General features: G+C 72.6%; 17 protein-coding genes. 4 read left to right on the top strand and 13 right to left on the bottom strand.

Translation table 11 applies throughout. The features are described from left to right. Positions 1-85: 85 nt before the first annotated feature. The 12 genes from moeZ to AC3IYJ_RS25695 form a co-directional block, all read right to left on the bottom strand. A complete protein-coding gene (moeZ, locus tag AC3IYJ_RS25750; RefSeq protein ID WP_371617793.1) occupies positions 86-1,264 on the bottom strand; it encodes an adenylyltransferase/sulfurtransferase MoeZ in 1,179 nt (392 codons plus the stop codon). Positions 1,265-1,347: 83 nt separating this feature from the next. Next, positions 1,348-2,094: a spherulation-specific family 4 protein gene (locus tag AC3IYJ_RS25745; RefSeq protein ID WP_489397111.1), complete on the bottom strand. Its 747-nt coding sequence runs from the start codon at positions 2,092-2,094 to the stop codon at positions 1,348-1,350. Then, positions 2,082-3,101, bottom strand: a complete 1,020-nt coding sequence (locus AC3IYJ_RS25740) for an SDR family oxidoreductase (RefSeq protein WP_489397110.1) — start codon at positions 3,099-3,101, stop codon at positions 2,082-2,084. The genes AC3IYJ_RS25745 and AC3IYJ_RS25740 overlap by 13 nt, the downstream gene beginning before the upstream one ends. Before the next feature lie 106 nt (positions 3,102-3,207). Beyond that, complete coding sequence (locus tag AC3IYJ_RS25735; protein ID WP_489397109.1) at positions 3,208-4,107, bottom strand: hypothetical protein; 900 nt, start codon at positions 4,105-4,107, stop codon at positions 3,208-3,210. Then, positions 4,104-5,729, bottom strand: coding sequence for a GT4 family glycosyltransferase PelF (gene pelF, locus AC3IYJ_RS25730; RefSeq protein ID WP_489402927.1), 1,626 nt, complete (start codon positions 5,727-5,729; stop codon positions 4,104-4,106). Before pelF ends, AC3IYJ_RS25735 begins: the two co-directional genes overlap by 4 nt. A gap of 174 nt (positions 5,730-5,903) precedes the next feature. Then, entirely contained in the window at positions 5,904-7,622 is a 1,719-nt protein-coding gene (locus AC3IYJ_RS25725; RefSeq protein WP_489397108.1) for a dipeptide ABC transporter ATP-binding protein, read from the bottom strand. Continuing rightward, positions 7,619-8,611 carry an ABC transporter permease gene (locus tag AC3IYJ_RS25720; protein WP_489397107.1) on the bottom strand — a complete coding sequence of 331 codons (993 nt, stop codon included), beginning with the start codon at positions 8,609-8,611 and terminating at the stop codon, positions 7,619-7,621. Before AC3IYJ_RS25720 ends, AC3IYJ_RS25725 begins: the two co-directional genes overlap by 4 nt. Further along, positions 8,608-9,591, bottom strand: a complete 984-nt coding sequence (locus tag AC3IYJ_RS25715) for an ABC transporter permease (RefSeq protein WP_489397106.1) — start codon at positions 9,589-9,591, stop codon at positions 8,608-8,610. The genes AC3IYJ_RS25720 and AC3IYJ_RS25715 overlap by 4 nt, the downstream gene beginning before the upstream one ends. Next, positions 9,588-11,339, bottom strand: a complete 1,752-nt coding sequence (locus tag AC3IYJ_RS25710) for an ABC transporter substrate-binding protein (RefSeq protein ID WP_489397105.1) — start codon at positions 11,337-11,339, stop codon at positions 9,588-9,590. Before AC3IYJ_RS25710 ends, AC3IYJ_RS25715 begins: the two co-directional genes overlap by 4 nt. A 220-nt stretch (positions 11,340-11,559) precedes the next feature. Then, positions 11,560-11,655, bottom strand: a complete 96-nt coding sequence (locus AC3IYJ_RS25705) for an Ms4533A family Cys-rich leader peptide (RefSeq protein ID WP_330298437.1) — start codon at positions 11,653-11,655, stop codon at positions 11,560-11,562. A gap of 46 nt (positions 11,656-11,701) precedes the next feature. After that, positions 11,702-13,063 (bottom strand): DUF3152 domain-containing protein, encoded by a 1,362-nt coding sequence (locus AC3IYJ_RS25700; RefSeq protein ID WP_489397104.1) that lies wholly within the window; start codon positions 13,061-13,063, stop codon positions 11,702-11,704. Between the two features lie 258 nt (positions 13,064-13,321). After that, the gene (locus tag AC3IYJ_RS25695; RefSeq protein ID WP_489397103.1) at positions 13,322-14,344 is read right to left on the bottom strand and encodes an alpha/beta fold hydrolase; all 1,023 of its coding nucleotides are present in this window, start codon (positions 14,342-14,344) and stop codon (positions 13,322-13,324) included. A gap of 121 nt (positions 14,345-14,465) precedes the next feature. Here AC3IYJ_RS25695 and AC3IYJ_RS25690 point away from each other — a divergent pair, with 121 nt between their 5' ends. The 4 genes from AC3IYJ_RS25690 (at position 14,466) to AC3IYJ_RS25675 (ending at position 16,353) form a co-directional block, all read left to right on the top strand. Next, positions 14,466-14,681 carry a hypothetical protein gene (locus AC3IYJ_RS25690; protein WP_489397102.1) on the top strand — a complete coding sequence of 72 codons (216 nt, stop codon included), beginning with the start codon at positions 14,466-14,468 and terminating at the stop codon, positions 14,679-14,681. Between the two features lie 167 nt (positions 14,682-14,848). Beyond that, positions 14,849-15,487: a TetR/AcrR family transcriptional regulator gene (locus tag AC3IYJ_RS25685; RefSeq protein ID WP_330298433.1), complete on the top strand. Its 639-nt coding sequence runs from the start codon at positions 14,849-14,851 to the stop codon at positions 15,485-15,487. Positions 15,488-15,690: 203 nt separating this feature from the next. Beyond that, positions 15,691-15,918 carry a DUF3107 domain-containing protein gene (locus AC3IYJ_RS25680; RefSeq protein ID WP_330298432.1) on the top strand — a complete coding sequence of 76 codons (228 nt, stop codon included), beginning with the start codon at positions 15,691-15,693 and terminating at the stop codon, positions 15,916-15,918. 132 nt (positions 15,919-16,050) lie between these two features. Next, a complete protein-coding gene (locus AC3IYJ_RS25675; protein ID WP_489397101.1) occupies positions 16,051-16,353 on the top strand; it encodes a hypothetical protein in 303 nt (100 codons plus the stop codon). 137 nt (positions 16,354-16,490) lie between these two features. Here AC3IYJ_RS25675 and AC3IYJ_RS25670 read toward each other — a convergent pair whose 3' ends face one another. Next, on the bottom strand, positions 16,491-17,249 hold the full coding sequence (locus tag AC3IYJ_RS25670; RefSeq protein WP_330298430.1) for a ferritin-like fold-containing protein: 759 nt from the start codon (positions 17,247-17,249) through the stop codon (positions 16,491-16,493). Between the last annotated feature and the right edge of the window lie 114 nt (positions 17,250-17,363).

Raw genomic sequence — 17,363 nt, 5'->3', positions numbered from 1 at the left:
CGTCCCGAGGACGCCGAAGGGCCGTGTCCCGCTCGCAGGGAGCGGGACACGGCCCTTCAAGATGCCCCACGGGTGGGGCGACTGCTCAGTAGACCGGCTTCTCGGGCTCGATCTGGTGCACCCAGCCGATGACGCCGCCACCGACGTGGACCGCGTCCGCGAAGCCCGCAGACTTCAGGACCGCGAGGACTTCCGCACTGCGGACACCCGTCTTGCAGTGCAGGACGATGCGCTTGTCCTGCGGCAGGTCCGCCAGGGCGGTGCCCATCAGGAACTCGCCCTTGGGGATCAGCTTCGCACCGGGGATCGAGACGATCTCGTACTCGTTGATCTCGCGGACGTCGATGATCTCGATGTTCTCGCCGTTGTCGATCCACTCCTTGAGCTGCTTCGGAGTGATCGTCGAACCGAGCGCGGCCTCCTGGGCCTCCTCCGACACGACGCCGCAGAAGGCCTCGTAGTCGATGAGCTCGGTGACGGTCGCGTTGGGACCGCAGACCGCGCAGTCGGGGTCCTTGCGGACCTTGACCTGGCGGTACTGCATCTCCAGGGCGTCGTAGATCATCAGACGGCCGACCAGCGGCTCCCCGACGCCCGTGAGGACCTTGATGGCCTCGGTGACCTGGATGGACCCGATGGACGCGCAGAGCACGCCCAGTACGCCGCCCTCGGAGCAGCTCGGGACCATGCCCGGCGGGGGCGGCTCCGGGTAGAGGCAGCGGTAGCACGGGCCGTGCTCGGACCAGAAGACCGAGGCCTGGCCGTCGAAGCGGTAGATCGAACCCCACACGTACGGCTTGTTCAGCAGTACGCAGGCGTCGTTGACGAGGTAGCGCGTGGCGAAGTTGTCCGTGCCGTCGACGATGAGGTCGTACTGGCTGAAGATCTCCATCACGTTCTCGGCTTCGAGCCGCTCTTCGTGAAGGACCACGTTGACGTACGGGTTGATGCCCAGCACGCTGTCACGGGCGGATTCGGCCTTGGAACGGCCGATGTCCGCCTGGCTGTGAATGATCTGGCGCTGCAGGTTCGACTCGTCGACCTCGTCGAACTCCACGATGCCCAGCGTGCCGACGCCGGCCGCGGCCAGGTACATCAGGGCGGGCGAGCCGAGGCCGCCGGCACCCACCGCGAGCACCTTGGCGTTCTTCAGGCGCTTCTGCCCGTCCATCCCGACGTCCGGGATGATCAGGTGGCGGGAGTACCGACGGACCTCGTCGACGGTGAGCTCAGCAGCTGGCTCTACCAGGGGTGGCAGCGACACGGGCACTCCGGAGATGGGGATCATCCCCGCATGCGCGGGGACCACGGTTGGTTACTCTCCCCACAACACTGCCACGCACCCTTTCATTCCGAGACACCTGTCCCGATCCGCGAGACGATTTCGTCCCAGTACCCGGGCATCGAGGCCCACGGGTCGCGGTCGCCGGCACCGCGCCGGTCGGTGAACCAGATGGTTCCGGCCCCCTGCCAGCGGGCGATCCGGACCGCCTCCTCCAGGTGCGTGCGGGGCACCCCGTGGACCAGGTGGCAGAACCGCTCCGGCGGATGGTCCGCCGTCCACTCGGCCACCTGCGACCAGCGGTAGTCGGCCCAGGTCCCGGAGAAGGTGACCAGCTGGTCGGCGGTCTCCGCGTAGCCCTCGCACGGGTGGGTGCCCTGTCCGAGGACGATCCGCAGCCCGTCGCCGAGCCCCCGCAGGGTGTCCACGACCCGGCGCACGGAGGCCAGTTCCTCCGGCCCCGACGGGGCTTCGGCGAGGTAGAAGCCGCCGACCCGGTACCAGTCGCGGAAGCGGTGGGCGTCGGAGACCAACTCCCCGAAGGACCGCTCCCCGTCCCGCATCGCGAGATGGCCGAGGACCACGCCGCCCGCACCGCGGAGCCTCGCGGCCGCCTCGGTGCAGTGCGGGTCGGGCCGGGCGCCCGGCCCGTCCGCGACGTTGAGCACGGCCCAGTGAAGCGGAGTGCCGGGCCGGGTCAGCTCGGCCCACTCCACGGGGGCGAGCAGCGGATGCGCGTACCCGGGGACACCGAGGCCGAGGCGGCCCGTCCCGGTGGCCGCCGCGGCCGCCGGGGTGCTCAGATGCGGCACGCCGCCTCCATCCAGATGTCCGCGAGGGACTCCTCCAGGTTGATCCTGGGCCGCCAGCCGAGCCGGTCGCGGGCGGTACGGACGTCCGCCTGCTGCCAGGCTCCGCAGCCGTCCGGGTAGGGGTACGGGGGCTGCGCGGCCTGGGCCGCCGCCAACTGCTCGGCGGTGGCCTCGGAGCGCGGGGAGCCGATGGTGGCGAGCCCCTGCGGCCGGCCCCCGAGCCCGTGCTGGCCGTACTGCTGCCCGTGCTGCGGGACGTCGAGCTCGTGCAGGGAGCCCGCGTACCCGGCGACCCGCGCCAGGACGGCAGCCGCGTCGCGCAGCCGGACCGCCCGCCCGGTGCCGATGTTGACCACGCCCTGGGCCGCGGAAAGCGAGGCGGCGTGCACCGCCCGCGCCACGTCCCGTACGTCGACGAAGTCGCGCTGGACACCGAGCCCGCTGAGCTTGAGCTCGCCGTCCCCGGCCTGCATCGCGCGCCGCATGGCCTCGGCGAGCCGCCCGAGCGGGGACCCGGCCGGGGTGCCGGGGCCGACGGGCGAGAAGATCCGCAGGACCACGGCGTCGAGCCCGGAGCCCAGCACCAGTTCGGTGGCGGCCAGTTTGCTCACCCCGTACGGTCCGCCCGGTCTGGGCACGGCGTCCTCGGCCGTGGACGATCCGGGCTGGCTGGGGCCGTACTCGGCGGCGCAGCCGAGCTGGACCAGCCGGGCGCCGCAGCCGCTGCGGCGCAACGACTCGCAGATGGTGGCGACGGCGACGGTGTTGTGCCGGGTGAGCTCCCGGGCGCCGCCGCGGGTGGCGCCCGCGCAGTTGATGACCACGCCCGGGTGGACGGCGTCGAGGAACCGGGTGAGCGCGCCGGGACTGCCGGTGGCGAGGTCGAACCGGACGTCGGCGTCGTCACCCCGGCCGAGCGCGGTCAGCTGCACCGCCGGGTCGGCGAGCAGGCGGTCCGCCACGTAGCGGCCGAGGTATCCGTTGGCTCCGATCAGCAGCACCCTCATCGCGCGGCCCCTTGGTTGGTTGGCTGGCCGGTCATGTCCTGTTTCTCCTTGCTGGTGGGATGGGTCGGTAGGGGGTACGGCTCTTCGGTGTCGGCTTCCGAAGGGCTCAGGAACGCGCATGCGCGGAAGCCCGCGACAGGGCGAGGACGGCGGGTACGAGAAGTACCGCTGCGGCGGCGAACGATGCCGCCGGGATCGGGAGAAGAGCGAGGGCCAGGCCCGCCGCGACGGCCGGGCGCGGGGCGCCGTGGCCGAGCATCAGCCGGGTCAGGAACAGCAGCACCGCGAGCGGTACGGCGACGGCGTACGGGGCTCCGGCCAGCGCGGCCGCCCCCGCGGCGGCCGCGCCGAACAGCAGCACCGTGCCCAGCAGCAGTGGCCGCACCCCGTAGGCGAAGTCCTCCAGGGCCCGGCTGCCGGCGACCCTGCGCCGGGCCCTGGCCGCGAAGACGGCGCCGGCCAGGTGCCCGGGTGCGACGGCCACGGCGAGGGCCACGGCGAGCGGGGTGCCGTGGAGCAGGACGGCCCAGCCCACGACGACGGCGGCCAGCAGGTAAACGGCGGCGGGGAACCGGCCCCCGGCGGCCCGGCCCGGCCACCCGAGGGAGGCGACGGTGGCGGCCGCCGCCAGGGCTCCGGCCCAGGGCACCCCGGCGGCGGCAGCTCCGAGGGCCAGGGCCCCGGGCAGCAGCGCACAGCCGAAGCCCCGTACCGCCCGGGGGTCGACCGGGATCCCGGCGAGCGGGACGGGCGGAGCCTGGGCGCGGGGGGTCCGGGCGTAGAGCTCTTCCGCGAGGGAGAAGACGTCCCGGTGGCGGAACCGGGCAGCGGTGCGGTCGGTGATCCCGTGCGCCTCCAGCCCGGCCGCTATCTCCAGGCTGTCCACGGCGCGTTCGCACAGTTCCCGGTGCTGGTGGAGCAGCGCCTTGACGGGATCCCCGCCCGCCCGGGGCCTGCGCCGCGGGGACGGATCGACGGGGACGGCTTCGTCCAGGGGAACGGTCATCCCGGGACCTCCGAACTCGTGAGGGGAGCGCTCGCCGGCGGGGCGGCCCAGGTCGGGGTGGCCCAGTGGCCCGGGACGCGGGCTTCGGGGGGCTGCTCGAAGGGGACTCCGGTGCCGGCGCCGTCGGGGCGGGCCGGGCCCCGGGCCAGCAGCCACAGGTAGGACTCCTGGAAGGCGTCGATGTTCTGCTCGACGGTGAAGAGCTCCATGGCCCGCGCCCGGGCGGCGGCCCCGAGCCGCTGGGCCCGCTCGGGGTCGCGCAGCAGCGTCACGCAGGCCTCGGCGAGCGCTCGCGGGTTGCGCGGCGGCACCACGAGCCCGGTCCCTCCGATCACCTCGCAGACGGCGCCGACATCGGTGGAGACGGTGGCGCGGCCGCAGAACATCGCTTCCACCAGGGTGATCGGGAAGCCCTCGATGACGGAGGAGAGCACCACGACCCGCCCGGCGCCGTACGCGTCGGCCGCGGACGGGACCCCGGGGGCGCCGATCACCTCGAAGGTGACCGGGTTCTCGCCCACCGCGTGGGCGTCGGCGGCCTCGTCGGGGAAGAGCTGGGCGGCGAGCGAGCGGCAGTCGGCGAGGTACTGGACCGAGGCCTCGCCCGCGGCGACCGAGGTCGCGAAGATCCGCAGCCGTGCGCCCGGTTCGGACCTGCGCATCTCGGCGAAGGCGTGGAGGAGGGCGATCAGGTCCTTGGCGGGCTCGACCCGGCCGATCCACACGATCGTGTCGGGGTCCCCGCAGGAGGTGTCCTCGCCGACGGCGGCGAATCGGTCCGCCTCCATCCCGGGGTAGACCGTCCGCAGCCGCTCGCGCGGTGCCCCGCAGCGTTCCTGCCAGCGTCGGGCGTGCGCGTTGCCGGGGGTGAGCAGGTCGGCCTGGGCGTAGATCTCCCCGGCCAGCCGGGTGTGGAAGGCGGCGAGCAGGGCCCGTACGGCCGGCCGCTCGTCCTGCGCCGGCTGCTCCAGGTAGTGGGCCCGGAGCTGGACCCCGTACTCGGTGACCAGGAGCGGTACTCCGAAGAAGCGTTTGGCCAGCAGGCCGGGGAGCGCCGCCACCCCGCCCGCGGCCGCGTGGCAGACGTCGACCTCGCGGAGCTGCTCGTACCAGTCCAGGGACAACGGGCGCAGCAGCCGCTCCAGTTCGTCCACGAACTCCAGCAGGTCCGCGACCTGCACCCGCTGTACGGTCCTGCTCGCTCCCGGCGCGCGACAGGCGGACTCCACCGCCCGTACGGCCGTCTCGGAGCGCAGTGCCGCGTACAACCCGCCTTGTTCCCCGGCGAGTTCGGCCAGTCCGTACAGGCCGTCCGCGAACCGGTCGGCGTCGGCGCCGCAGATCCCCCGGACCAGTTCCGTGAAGGCGGCGGCGAAGCGGCGGCGCTCGCGGCGCCCGTAGCTGCGGCCGTCGTCGGCGGGGGCCCACAGCGGGGCGGTCAGCACCCGGGTGACGTGGGCGGGCAGCGGGACCCGGCCGCGCTCCTCCTGCTCGGCGCTGCGGCTCAGGGCGTAGAGCTCGAACTCGTGCTGCGGGAGCCCGCGCACGAGCCGGTCGCACCACAGCCTCGCTTCCCCCGTCGCATACGGATAACCACCTTCCGTGAGCAGTCCGATCCGCACGAGTGGCACCCCCGATCTCCCGTTGCAGGCGGTCGTCGTCGGTCCGGCGACCCGCCGGATTGAACTCAAGCGGATATGCCGAAGGCGCGACGGACGGTTGTCCGTCGCGCCACCGGAAGGGGTGAAGAGTCGTAACTTTCCAGTACGGTTCGCGTTCGAGCACGCTAAGAAGTACTAGTGCAGCGTCAGGGCCGCCTCGGGACGGCGCCGCCCGAGCCGCCGCTCGGCGGCCAGGGCCGGGTCGAGGGCGGGTACGGCGGCGAGCAGCCGGCGGGTGTAGGCGTGCGCCGGGCGGTCGTAGACCTCGTCCACCGGGCCCTCCTCCACGATCACTCCGCCCCGCATGACGGCGACCCGGTCGCTGACCTGCCGCACCACCGCGAGGTCGTGGGCGATGAAGACCAGCGCGATGCCCAGCTCCCGCTGGAGCTCGGCCAGCAAGCCGGTGACCTGCGCCTGCGTGGTCACGTCGAGGGCGGAGACGGGTTCGTCGCAGACGATCAGGCGGGGCCGGGGCGCGAGCGCGCGGGCGATGCCGACCCGCTGGCGCTGGCCGCCGCTGAACTCGTGCGGGTAGCGGTCGTAGTGCGCGGCTTCCAGCCCGACGCGGACCAGCAGTTCGCCGACCCGGGCCCGGACCGCGGCCTCGTCACGCCTCCCGGCCGCCCCCGGCACGCGCAGCGGATCGGCGATGGACTCGCCGATCGAGCGGCGCGGGTTGAGCGAGGACACCGGGTCCTGGAACACCATCTGGACCCCGGACGCCACCCCCGCGGCCTCCCGGCCGTCGTGGCGGACCTGGCCGGAGCTGGGCTCCAGCAGTCCGACGAGCATCCGCCCGAGCGTGCTCTTGCCGCTGCCGCTCTCCCCGACGACGCCCAGCGTCTCCCCCGCGCGCACGGCTAGCGAAACCCCGCCGACGGCAGCCACCCTCCGCTTCCCCCGCCCGAACTCCTTCCGCAACGCGAACGCCTCGACGACGGGTTCGCCCAACCCCAGCCCGGCCGGCCCATCCAGCCCATCCAGCCCCGCCGGCGTTTGAGGCGCGGGTACGGGCAGGGCCCGTGAACCCCCCGGCCGGGGCACCCGCACCGCGTCCAGCCTCGGCACCGCCGCCAGCAGGGCCTTGGTGTAAGCGACCGAAGGCGCGGCCAGCACCTCGGCCACCGCCCCCCGCTCCACGGCGCAGCCATCCCGCATGACCAGCAGCTCGTCCACGCTCTCCGCCGCCACGCCCACGTCGTGCGTGACCAGCACCAGGCCGAGTCCCCGCTCCCGCCGCAGGTCGTGCAGCAGGTCGAGGATCTGCGCCTGCACCGTGACGTCCAGCGCAGTCGTCGGCTCGTCCGCGATCAGCAGCCGCGGCTCACACGCCAACGCCATCGCGATCAGCGCCCGTTGCCGCATGCCGCCGCTGAACTCGTGCGGTCGCGCCCGGGAGCGGCGTACGGCGTCGGGGATGCCGACCCGGTCCAGCACCTCGACCGCCCGCGCGCGGGCCGCCCGACGGGAGCCGCCCGCGTGGATCCGGTACACCTCGGCTATCTGATCGCCGACGGCGTAGTACGGGTCGAGGGAGCTCAGGGGGTCCTGGAAGACCATGGCGGCGACGGCCCCGCGCAGTTCCCGGAGCTCGGCCGGGGTGGCGGCGCCCACGTCGGCGCCGCCGACCCGGACAGTTCCGCCGAGCCGCGCACCGGTTCCGTGGTGCAGTCCCAACAGGGCTGCCGCGACGGTGGACTTGCCGCTTCCGGACTCCCCCACGATGCCCAGGGCGCGCCCCGGCTCCAGGACGAAGGAGACCCCGTCCACGGCCCGTACGTACTCGCCCGGTCCGCCGACCGGGAAGTCGACGGCGAGGTCGGTCACCTCCACCAGCGGTTCGGCTGTCATGACAGGGCCACCCTTCGGTCCGCGACGGCGTACAGCAGGTCGGCGACGACGCCCGCGAGCACCACGGCCGTGCCGATGGCGAGGACCACGCCCACCACCACGGGCAGGTCCACCACCCGGACCCCGTCGATCAGGGTCTTGCCGAGTCCGGGGATCCCGAACAGCGATTCGGTCAGCACGGCTCCGCCGATCATCGTGCCGAAGTCCACTGCGCTGAGCGCGATCACCGGGGCCACCGCGCCGCGCACGGCGTGCCGGGTCACGATGGCCCGCTCCCCCACCCCGTAGGCGCGGAAGGTGCGGATGTGGTCCTCGGCGAGGGTCTCCAAGGTGGAACTGCGGGTCAGCCGGGCGTATTTGGCGCTCTCGAAGAAGCCGAGGGTCACCCAGGGCAGCAGCAGGTTCCAGGCCCACTGCTCGGGATCGTCGCCGAAGGCCACGTACGTCGGGAACGGCAGCCACTGGAGGTAGGCGCAGACGGCCATGAGCAGCAGCAGTCCGAGGATGAAGACCGGGGTTCCGGTGGCGGCGAGGGTGAGCACGGTCAGCGCCCGTTCGGTGAGGCCGCCCCGGCGCAGCGCGGACAGCAGTCCGGTGCCGACGCCTATCACGAGCCAGATCACCAGGGCGCCCAGCGCCAGCGACAGGGTGGCGGGCAGCCGCTGCAGGATCAGCTCGGTGACCTGCTGGTCGTTCTGGTACGAGAATCCGAGGCAGGGCGCGTCGCAGTGCAGGACGACCCCGGCGCCGCCGGAGTAGTCCCGGCCCGTCAGCAGCCCCTGGAGGAAGTGCAGGTACTGCGCGGGCGCCGACTCGTTCAGCCCGAGCTGTTCGCGCACCTGGGCGATCTGCACCGGGTTGCAGCGCTCCCCGCAGGCGAGGCGGGCGGGGTCGCCGGGGGCGAGGTAGAAGAGGGCGTAGATCAGGACGGACAGGGTGAGCAGCACGAGCAGTGCGCCGCCGGTCCGTTTGAGTGCGAAGCGGGTCACGCCGTGCGCTCCTTTCGGGTGCCGACCCGCAGGCGCGAGCCCGCGCGCGGGTCGAGGGCCGTGCGGACGGCGTCGCCGAGGACGGTGAAGGCGAGCACGGTGACGAAGAGCAGCCCGGCGGGGAGCAGCACGTAGGTGGGGTCGGCGCGGAACCAGGTCTGGGCGCTGGAGAGCATCTGCCCCCAGGAGGGCGTCGGCGGCTTCACTCCGACGCCGAGGAAGGAGAGCGAGGCCTCGATCACCATGTTGGTGGGGACCTTGATCGCGGCGAGGGTGATGACGGGCGCGGCCAGCGAGGGCAGCAGTTCGCGGCGGGCGATCCGCAGCGTGCCGCTGCCCGAGAGCCGGGCGGCGTCGACGAAGTCCAGCCCCTTCAGGGCCAGGGTCTGGGCGCGCACCAGGCGGGCGGTGGCACCCCAGTCGAGCAGGCCGATGACGAGGATCAGCAGCAGCGGGCGCGGGAAGTCGGCCGGCACGACGGCGGTCAGCGCGATCGCGAGCACGAGCATCGGCAGGGCGATCAGCACATCGGTGAGGCGGCCGATCAGCCCGCTGACGAAGCGGTTGCCGAGGGCGGCGGCCAGCCCGGCGGCCACGCCGATGCAGACCTGCACGACGGTGGCGCCGAGTGCGACGAGCAACGAGATCCGGGCGCCGTAGAACAGCCGGGTGAAGAGGTCGCGGCCGGTGCCGGGCTCGACGCCGAGCCAGTGTTCGCCGGAGATCCCGCCGAAGGAGCCGAGGGGCACACCGCCGCGCGCGGAGTCCACGAGCTCGTCGTGGTAGGTGTTCGGGTCCTGGCCGGCGAGCTGCGCGAGCAGCGGCGCGGCGAGGGCGAGGAGGACGAGGAGTGCGAGGACGGCGGCGGCCGCCACGGCCGAGGGCCGTGCGCGCAGCCGCCGCCAGACCTGCCGTCCGGCGCCCGGACCCGGGGCGGTGACCCCGGGCACGGACGCCGACGGGTGGGCGGTGAGGGTCACTTGACGGAGACCTGCGAGATGTCGAGGACGCCGGTCCAGTCGCTGATCACGACGTTCTTGACGTCCTTGCCGACGATCCGCTTGTAGACCGGGTGGAAGAGCGGCACGTCGAGTGCCTGCTCGCCGATCTTCTTGTCGAGCGCGCCCCAGCGCTTGCCGGCCGCCGCGAGGTCGGTCAGCTTGGCGATCTCGTCGATCTCGGTGTTGACCGCCGGGTCGTTGAGCTGCGCGTGGTTGTAGTTGGTGCCGTTGGTGACGATCTGGCGGCCGTCGTAGATCGGCGCGAGGAAGGGTGCGCCGGACGGCCAGTCGGCGCCCCAGCGGGAGAGGAAGAAGCCGGGGGTGTTCTTGGCGTCCCAGCGCTTCTCGTTGAAGGCGTTGTTCTCCAGCCCCTCCAGCTTGACGGTGATCCCGGCGGCGGCGAGCGCCTGCTGGACGGCCGTGGCCACCTCGGGGCTGGTCTGGCGGTTCTGCGCGGTGGAGTGGGTGAGGGTGATGCTCAGCCCGTCCTTGTAGCCCGCTTCGGCCAGCAGCTCCTTGGCCTTGGCCGGGTCTCCGGTCTTCCCCGCCGGGAAGTGGTCGTACTTGGTGAAGCCGAAGGCCTCCTGCTCGGGGAGGAAGGTGGTGGCGGGCTCGGCGAGCGCGGAGCCGCCGGCCGCGTTGATCACGCTGGTGCGGTTGATCGCGAAGGAGATGGCCTGGCGCACCTTCGGGTTGTCGAAGGGGGCCACCTTCGGGTTGAAGGCGAGGTAGTTGATGTAGCCGAAGTGCCCGGTGCCGACCCGGCCCGCGAGCTCCTTGTTGTCGCCTATCTGCGCGAGTTCGGCGGGGCCGAGGTTCGTGTCGGTGGTGACGGCGGCCGCGTCGGCGCCGGAGCTGGTGGAGAGGCGCTGGTTGATGACCGCCGCGTCGAGTCCGGACCGGACGTCGATCCTGTCCGGGTAGGCCTTGCGCTCCTCGTCGGTCTTCTCGTCCCAGTTCTCGTTGCGCTCCAGGGTGAGGTGCTCGCCGTCGTTCTCGTTCTTGGCGACCTTGTACGGGCCGGAGGAGACGGGGTGCTCCTCGTACTTGACCCCGGTGTCCTTGGCCTTGGGTACGGGCGCGAACTGGGTCTGCGTGGCGAGGAAGGGGAATTCCCCCTCGGGCTTGCGCAGCTTGAAGACGATCGTCTTCGCGTCGGGCACGACGATCGAGTCGAGCCCCTTGCCGCCGTCCTTGTACGGGCCTTCGTAGGTCTCCCCGCCGACCAGCCAGTCGCGCAGGTACGGGGCCCCGCCCGAGAGTTCGGCGGCGAAGGAGCGCTCGATGCCGTACTTGATGTCGGCGGTGGTGATCGGCGAGCCGTCCTCGTACTTCAGCCCGTCCTTGAGCGTGTACGTCCACTCCGTGGCGTCGGCGTTGGCCTTGCCGAGGTCGGTGGCCAGGTCGGGCACCACCTTGGTGCCGGCCGGTCCGGCCTCGCGGTTGCGGGTGGTCAGGGTGCGGAAGACGAGCGAAGGAACGTTTCCGCCGCCGGAGGTGTAGAGCCGGGCGGGGTCGAAGTCGTTCTGCGGTTCGGCGTTGAGGACGGTGAGGGTGCCGCCCTTCTGCGGCGCACCCCCGGCGCCCGGGGCGCCGGCCTTCTCCGCGGCCCTGTCCGAACCGTCCTTGGGTCCGCAGGCCGCGGCACCCCCGGCCAGGACGAGGCTCACGGCGACCACGGCCAGGCGGCGTGCTGTCTGATGGCGGGCAGAACCGGCGGAAAGCATGGGAAAACGACCTCTCGGCGTGCAAAGGATTCAGGATGCTGAATGCGGAATGCGGAGCAGGCCACGCGAGGAGCGACGGTCGTGATCGACGTCAGAGCGGTCGGCGGCGTGCCGACGGCAAGAACGGAGGAACGAGAAGGAGCCGCGCCTGCGGGCAGGAGAAGGCCCCGGGCGCGGCGCGAAAACGGGATGGAGAAGGTCGCGCGCGCTCAGGGAGGCGTCAGCGACAGAAGATGTCGGCCACGCTGTGCGCGGTCACACCGAGCAGCGCCAGCTCAATGGCGGCGCTCGCGGCGGTGGTGTGATGGTGCGACATGCGGAGAACAATTACCGACCATCGGACAGCTTGTCAACGCGGCCCGTCAACTCCCGGGGAACACCCACGGGTTGGGCTTGCACTGGATTCCGTTGATGTCCAGGGACTTGGTCTGCTGCTGCATGATCGGCGCGAGCGCGCCCGGAGTCTGGCAGCTGACGTGCCCGTGTCCGAGCCGGTGGCCGACCTCGTGGTTGATCAGCATCTGGCGGTAGGCGAGCATCAGGTCGGCGCCGTAGGTGACCGAGCCCTGGGCCCAGCGGTACGCGTTGATCATCACGCGGTTGGTGTTCGCGGAATCGCAGGAGACGTTGTCGACGGTGGTGTCGAGCCCCGACTTCGCGCACCAGACCCCGGTGGTCCCGGGACTGGCCAGCGTGATCACGAAATCGGCCTCGCCGCCCGGCACCCGCTCGAAGGTCTTCGTACCGCCGTGGCCCCAGCTGCGGTCGTCGTTGAGGGTGCGCTGGACGGCCTCGGCGAACAGCTGCGGGTCCAGACCGAGCCCCTGCTCCACATCGACCCGGTAGCGGATCACCTGGCCCTTGCCGGGCGCGGGCGCCACTCCGGGCACGGTGTCGAAGGTGCCCGGCCCCTTCAGCTTCTCGTCGATCGGGAACCGCTGCGCCATCTTCTGCTCGTACGAGAGCTCCACCGCGGGGGCGTTGGCCCCCGCGGAGCCCTCCGGGGTCGGACGGCCGTCGGAGCGGGAGGCCGCGGAGTTCCCCTGGGCGGTGCGGCTGCCGGAGCCCTCGGCGGCGGCGCGCGCGTCGCTCTTGCCGGTGTCGCCCTCGGAGGCCACCTGGCCCGCGACGACCACGGCGAGCACGGTGGTGACGGCCGCGGCGGCCATGCCGGTGTACGTGCGCACCTTGAGGCCGCGCGAGGACCCGGCCGGCGGCTCCTCGACCGGGGCGACCGGGGTACGGGGCCCCGGGATCCTGCGGTGCGAGCCGGTGGAGGTGAAGGCCTCGTCCTCGAACGCGGGCACGGAGACCCGGCGGTGGGAACCGGTGGCGGTGACGGGGCTTTCGGCGGGCTCGACGAGTTCGCGGACGGAGATCCGGCGGTGCGAGCCCGTCGCGGTGACGAGGCTTTCGACGGGTTCGGCGGCTCCGGGCACCGAGACCCGGCGGTGCGAGCCCGTGGCCGTCAGGGGCGATTCCAGGTCGATCCGGGGGAAGCCGACCGCGGGAGTGCCGAAGGCCGGGGTGTCGCCGTCCCGGACCGCCGCCGCGGTGGCCGTACCCGCGGAGGACCGACCGCGCGGCGCCCCGCGCCAGTCCCCGTACACGGAGGCGGCGGGGGACCCGGGCGCGGACCCGGCGCCCCAGGCGCCGCCGGACTCGCGCTGCTCGGGGTGTCCGCCGCGCGCGCCGAACCCCTGCCCGGGGCGGGACGGGGGCACGTGCCCCCGATGGGCGGCGGAAGGCTCGGGCCAACCTGCGGGAGCGGGACCCGCGGCGGGAGCCGGGGCAGGGGCCGGCCAGGTGCCTGGGCATAGGCCTGGGCATGCGCCTGGGCCGGAGCGGCCGGCTGCCCGGCCGGTTCCGGACGGAGCACGCCAAGGCCCCCGCCGGGGCCGTGGCCTTGGCCGGGGCCCCCGGCTGGGCCGGAGGCGGCGGCCGGGGCAGGGTCCTTGCGACTATGTCGTCCCACGGTGTCCTCAGCCCTTGCCGTCTTCGTTGTCGGTGTCCCGGTCCGGATCCCGGTCCGGCGCGGTGTCGCGCACGCCGCCGGAGTCCTCCAGCAGCTCCCGGAAGGCGGCCGCGACCACCTCGGGGTACTCCATCATCGCCACGTGCCCGGCCTCGGGCAGACTCAGCAGCCGCGAACCCCGGAAGGACGCCGCGGCCTTGCGGGCCATTCGGTACGAGACCAACTGGTCCCGGCCACCGTAGACCAGCAGCGTCGGAGCCAGTACCCGCTGCGCCTGCCTCCACAGTCCGTGCTGGCCACCGAGGGTGTAGGCGTCGACGATGCCGCGCGAGGAACGGGTCAGCGCGTCCCAGAAGTACGGCAGCGCGATCCGGCGTTCCATCTCCTCGACGGCCGCCGCGAACGCCTCCGGCGTCACCCGTGAGGGGTCCCCGTAACAGAGCTCCGTCACCCCCCGGGTGCGCTGTTCGGCGCTCAGACCCCGGGTGAGGCGGTCGACGAAGCCGGCCATGCCCGGTACGGCGAGCAGCGCCGTCGGCACGGCCGACTTCTGCACCCGCAGTTCCGGCAGGGCCGGTGAGATCAGCGTCAGCGTGCTCACCAGGTCGGGGCGGGCGGCCGCGACCCGGGTGGAGACGGCTCCGCCCAGGGAGTTGCCGAACAGGTGCACCGGCCCGCGCCCGGCGGCGTCGAGGTGGCGGATGACGGCCCGCGCGAGCCCGGTGACGGAGTAGTCCCGGTCCGCGGGCGGCGGGGACCAGCCGAAGCCCGGCAGGTCGAGGGCCTCGCCGTCGACGGAGTCGGCGAGCCGGGCCATCAGGGCGGACCAGTTCTGCGAGGACCCGCCGAGCCCGTGTACGAATAGTGCGGGCGGCAGGCCGGCCCGAACCGGCGGACGGACCCGTACGGCAAGTTCCAGACCGGGGAGCCGGTCGGTGCGCAGCTGCTCCCCTTCGGCCATCCGCACGGCTCCCACCTGGGGAGACGACTCGGCGGTGGACCGTACACCCGGCAGCTCGGTCGAAGACATGGGGGCAATGTTACGAGAGGATCACGCCCGGCTTGTTGTGTTCGGCGTCACAGGTGCTTGGAAGGCCGCGTAGCGGGGTATCCGCGATCCTCCTAGGCTCATAGGTGGAAAGGGGTGCCCCATGACTGTCGACCCTGCGGAACCGGACACCTTCCGGGCGGAGCTGCGGGAATCCCTCGACGCGGAAGCCCCCGAGGCCGACGCGGCTGAGCAGAACACCGAATTGAGCCCGGTCGAGGACGACCCGCTCACCGGCCTCGGCCTCCGCGAAGCCGGCGCCGCCGATACCGCGGAGCAGGCCCGAGTGGTCGCCCTGGACGAGGACGACTACCGCTGAGCCGCGGCCGAATCCCGCCGGCCTTGCGCTGACCAGCATCTCCGGCGGGTTACCGGAGGTCCGTACCGCGAGAAAACTCGGCTTGGACCCTCCAGATTCGGTTACCGAAAAGTACGATGGCGGCGCGGCGCAAGGCGCACTGTGTTCTAGAGAAAGTGGGAGGCGGCGTGACAGCCATCGAGCAGACCGAGGCAGCGCGTCCGCGGGGCACGCGACTTCCGCGCCGGGCCCGGCGCAACCAGCTCCTGGGCGCGGCCCAGGAAGTATTCGTCGCGCAGGGTTACCACGCCGCGGCGATGGACGACATCGCCGAGCGCGCCGGTGTCAGCAAGCCGGTGCTGTACCAGCACTTCCCGGGGAAGCTCGACCTCTACCTGGCGCTGCTGGACCAGCACTGCGAGTCCCTGTTGCTCGCCGTCCGCACCGCACTCGCTTCCACGAGCGACAACAAGATGCGCGTCGCCGCGACCATGGACGCCTACTTCGCCTACGTCCAGGACGAGGGCGGGGCCTTCCGGCTGGTCTTCGAGTCGGACCTGACGAACGAGCCGGCCGTGCGCGAGCGCGTCGACCGCGTCTCGCTCCAGTGCGCGGAGGCCATCTCCGACGTCATCGCCGAGGACACCGGCCTGTCCAAGGACGAGTCGATGCTGCTGGCCGTCGGTCTGGGCGGGGTCTCGCAGGTCGTGGCCCGGTACTGGCTGTCGAGCGAGAGCCCGGTCGCCCGTGACACGGCGGTGGGGCTGCTGACCTCGCTGGCGTGGCGTGGAATCGCCGGTTTCCCGCTGCACCCCACGGACGTCTGAACAGACGTCTGAACTCACGTCTGAACGGACGTCCGCGAGGACGGCCCGGCAGGAGGTCGGGCGGGGCCGGTTCGGCCCTGACCGGCGTGCTGTTCGCTGCGAGCGTGTCCGCCCTGCGGCGGACACCTCGTCTCTCCGGGCTAATGTGGACCGGGTAACGGCGCGGCAGATCGCGCGAACCGGACCGTCGGAGGGACAAGGCCGTGGAGGTCAAGATCGGCGTGCAGCACGCACCCCGGGAGATCGTGCTTGAGAGCGACCTGAGCGCCGAGGAGCTGGAGAGCATCGTCACCGCCGCCCTGTCCGGCTCGGCGCCGCTGCTCAGCCTCACGGACATCAAGGGCCGCAAGGTCCTGGTGCCGTCCGACCGCCTGTCGTACGTCGACCTGGGCGAGCCCAGCGCGCGGAAGGTCGGTTTCGGCGCGCTCTGAGCAGCGCCCCGAGAACGTCCGCGAGCGGCCCGGTGGATGACTCCACCGGGCCGTTTCCGTGTCCTCCGCTTCGGGTAGGAGCCAGTTGAGGCACCACCCGCGTACGCCCCCGTCGCTTTGGGAGGATCCCCCATGCTGCTGATCGAGGCGCTTGGCTCCGCTCTTCTGGGCCTGGCCCTGTCCGGGGCGGCCGTCCGAGTGCTCGCCCAGCGGCTGCCCTCACCGAGGACGGTGCTGGTGAGCGGGGTCGCGGGAGCGCTCTTCGGGGCGTACCTGACGCACACGTCCCTGGGCCCCGGGCACAACACCCTGCTCGCGACCTTCATCGGCGGGGTGCTGGTCTCCGCGGTGGTCCTGTCCCTCTTGCTGCGCCCGGCCCAGCTGCCCGGGAGGCCGTCCACCCGGACTCCGTTTTCGGTTCCGACGCGGGGCTGACCGGCGGCGCGGCCCGGACGACCCCGGCCCCGATGACCCCGGGCCCTGAAGACACCACTGACGACGTACGCCGGCCCCGGTGCGGGATGATCCCGCACCGGGGCCGGCATATGTACAGCTGTATGTACGGGGGCGGGTCAGGCCGCGAGGCCCAGGGCCGCCATGCGCTTGGTGTGTGCCTTGGTGATGCGGGTGAACATCTCGCCGACGGCCGCGAGGTCGAAGCCGGCGGCCATGCCGTCGACTCCGCCGACCAGCATGGTGGAGAGCGCGTCGCGCTCGGCGACCACGCGCTGCGCCTGCGACAGCGCCTCGCCCATCAGCCGGCGGGCCCACAGCGCGAGCCGGCCGCCGCAGCGCGGGTCGGCCTCGATGGCGGCGCGGACCTTCTCGACGGCGAAACCGCCGTGGCCCGTGTCGTCCAGCACGCTCACGACGAGCCCGCGGGTGTCGGTGTCGAGGTGCGTGGCGACCTCGCGGTAGAAGTCACTGGCGATCGAGTCGCCGACGTAGGCCTTGACCAGGCCTTCCAGCCAGTCCGACGGCGCGGTCTGGCGGTGGAAGTCGTCCACGCCCTTCGCAAAGGGCTCCATGGCCGCGGTGGGGTCCGCGTCGATTGCGGCGAGGCGGTCGCGGAGCCTCTCGAAGTGGTGGAATTCGGCGGAGGCCATCTTCGCGAGCTCGGCCTTGTCGCCGAGGGTGGGCGCGAGCTTCGCGTCCTCCGCGAGGCGTTCGAAGGCCGCGAGTTCGCCGTACGCGAGCGCCCCGAGGAGATCGACCACAGCAGCCTTGTACTGCGGCGATGCGGAGGCCGTGGCCCAGTCCTGGGCGGCGATTCCGGCCGCCTCTGCGGGGGCGCTGCCGTCGGCGGGCGATGCGTTTTCAACGGTCGACATGCTCCGCACAATAGCTCGCCGAAAGGCACCGCGAACCACCTGCTCAGTCCACGTAAACGCGCCTACCTGATGAATTCACCCGACACAGCTGCGAGATTCCGGGGTACAGTGGTA

The sequence above is a fragment of the Streptomyces sp. GL_140 genome, assembly GCF_057834465.1.
The sequence above is the reverse complement of the archived record's forward strand: the minus strand, read 5'-3'. Positions and strand labels throughout refer to the sequence as shown.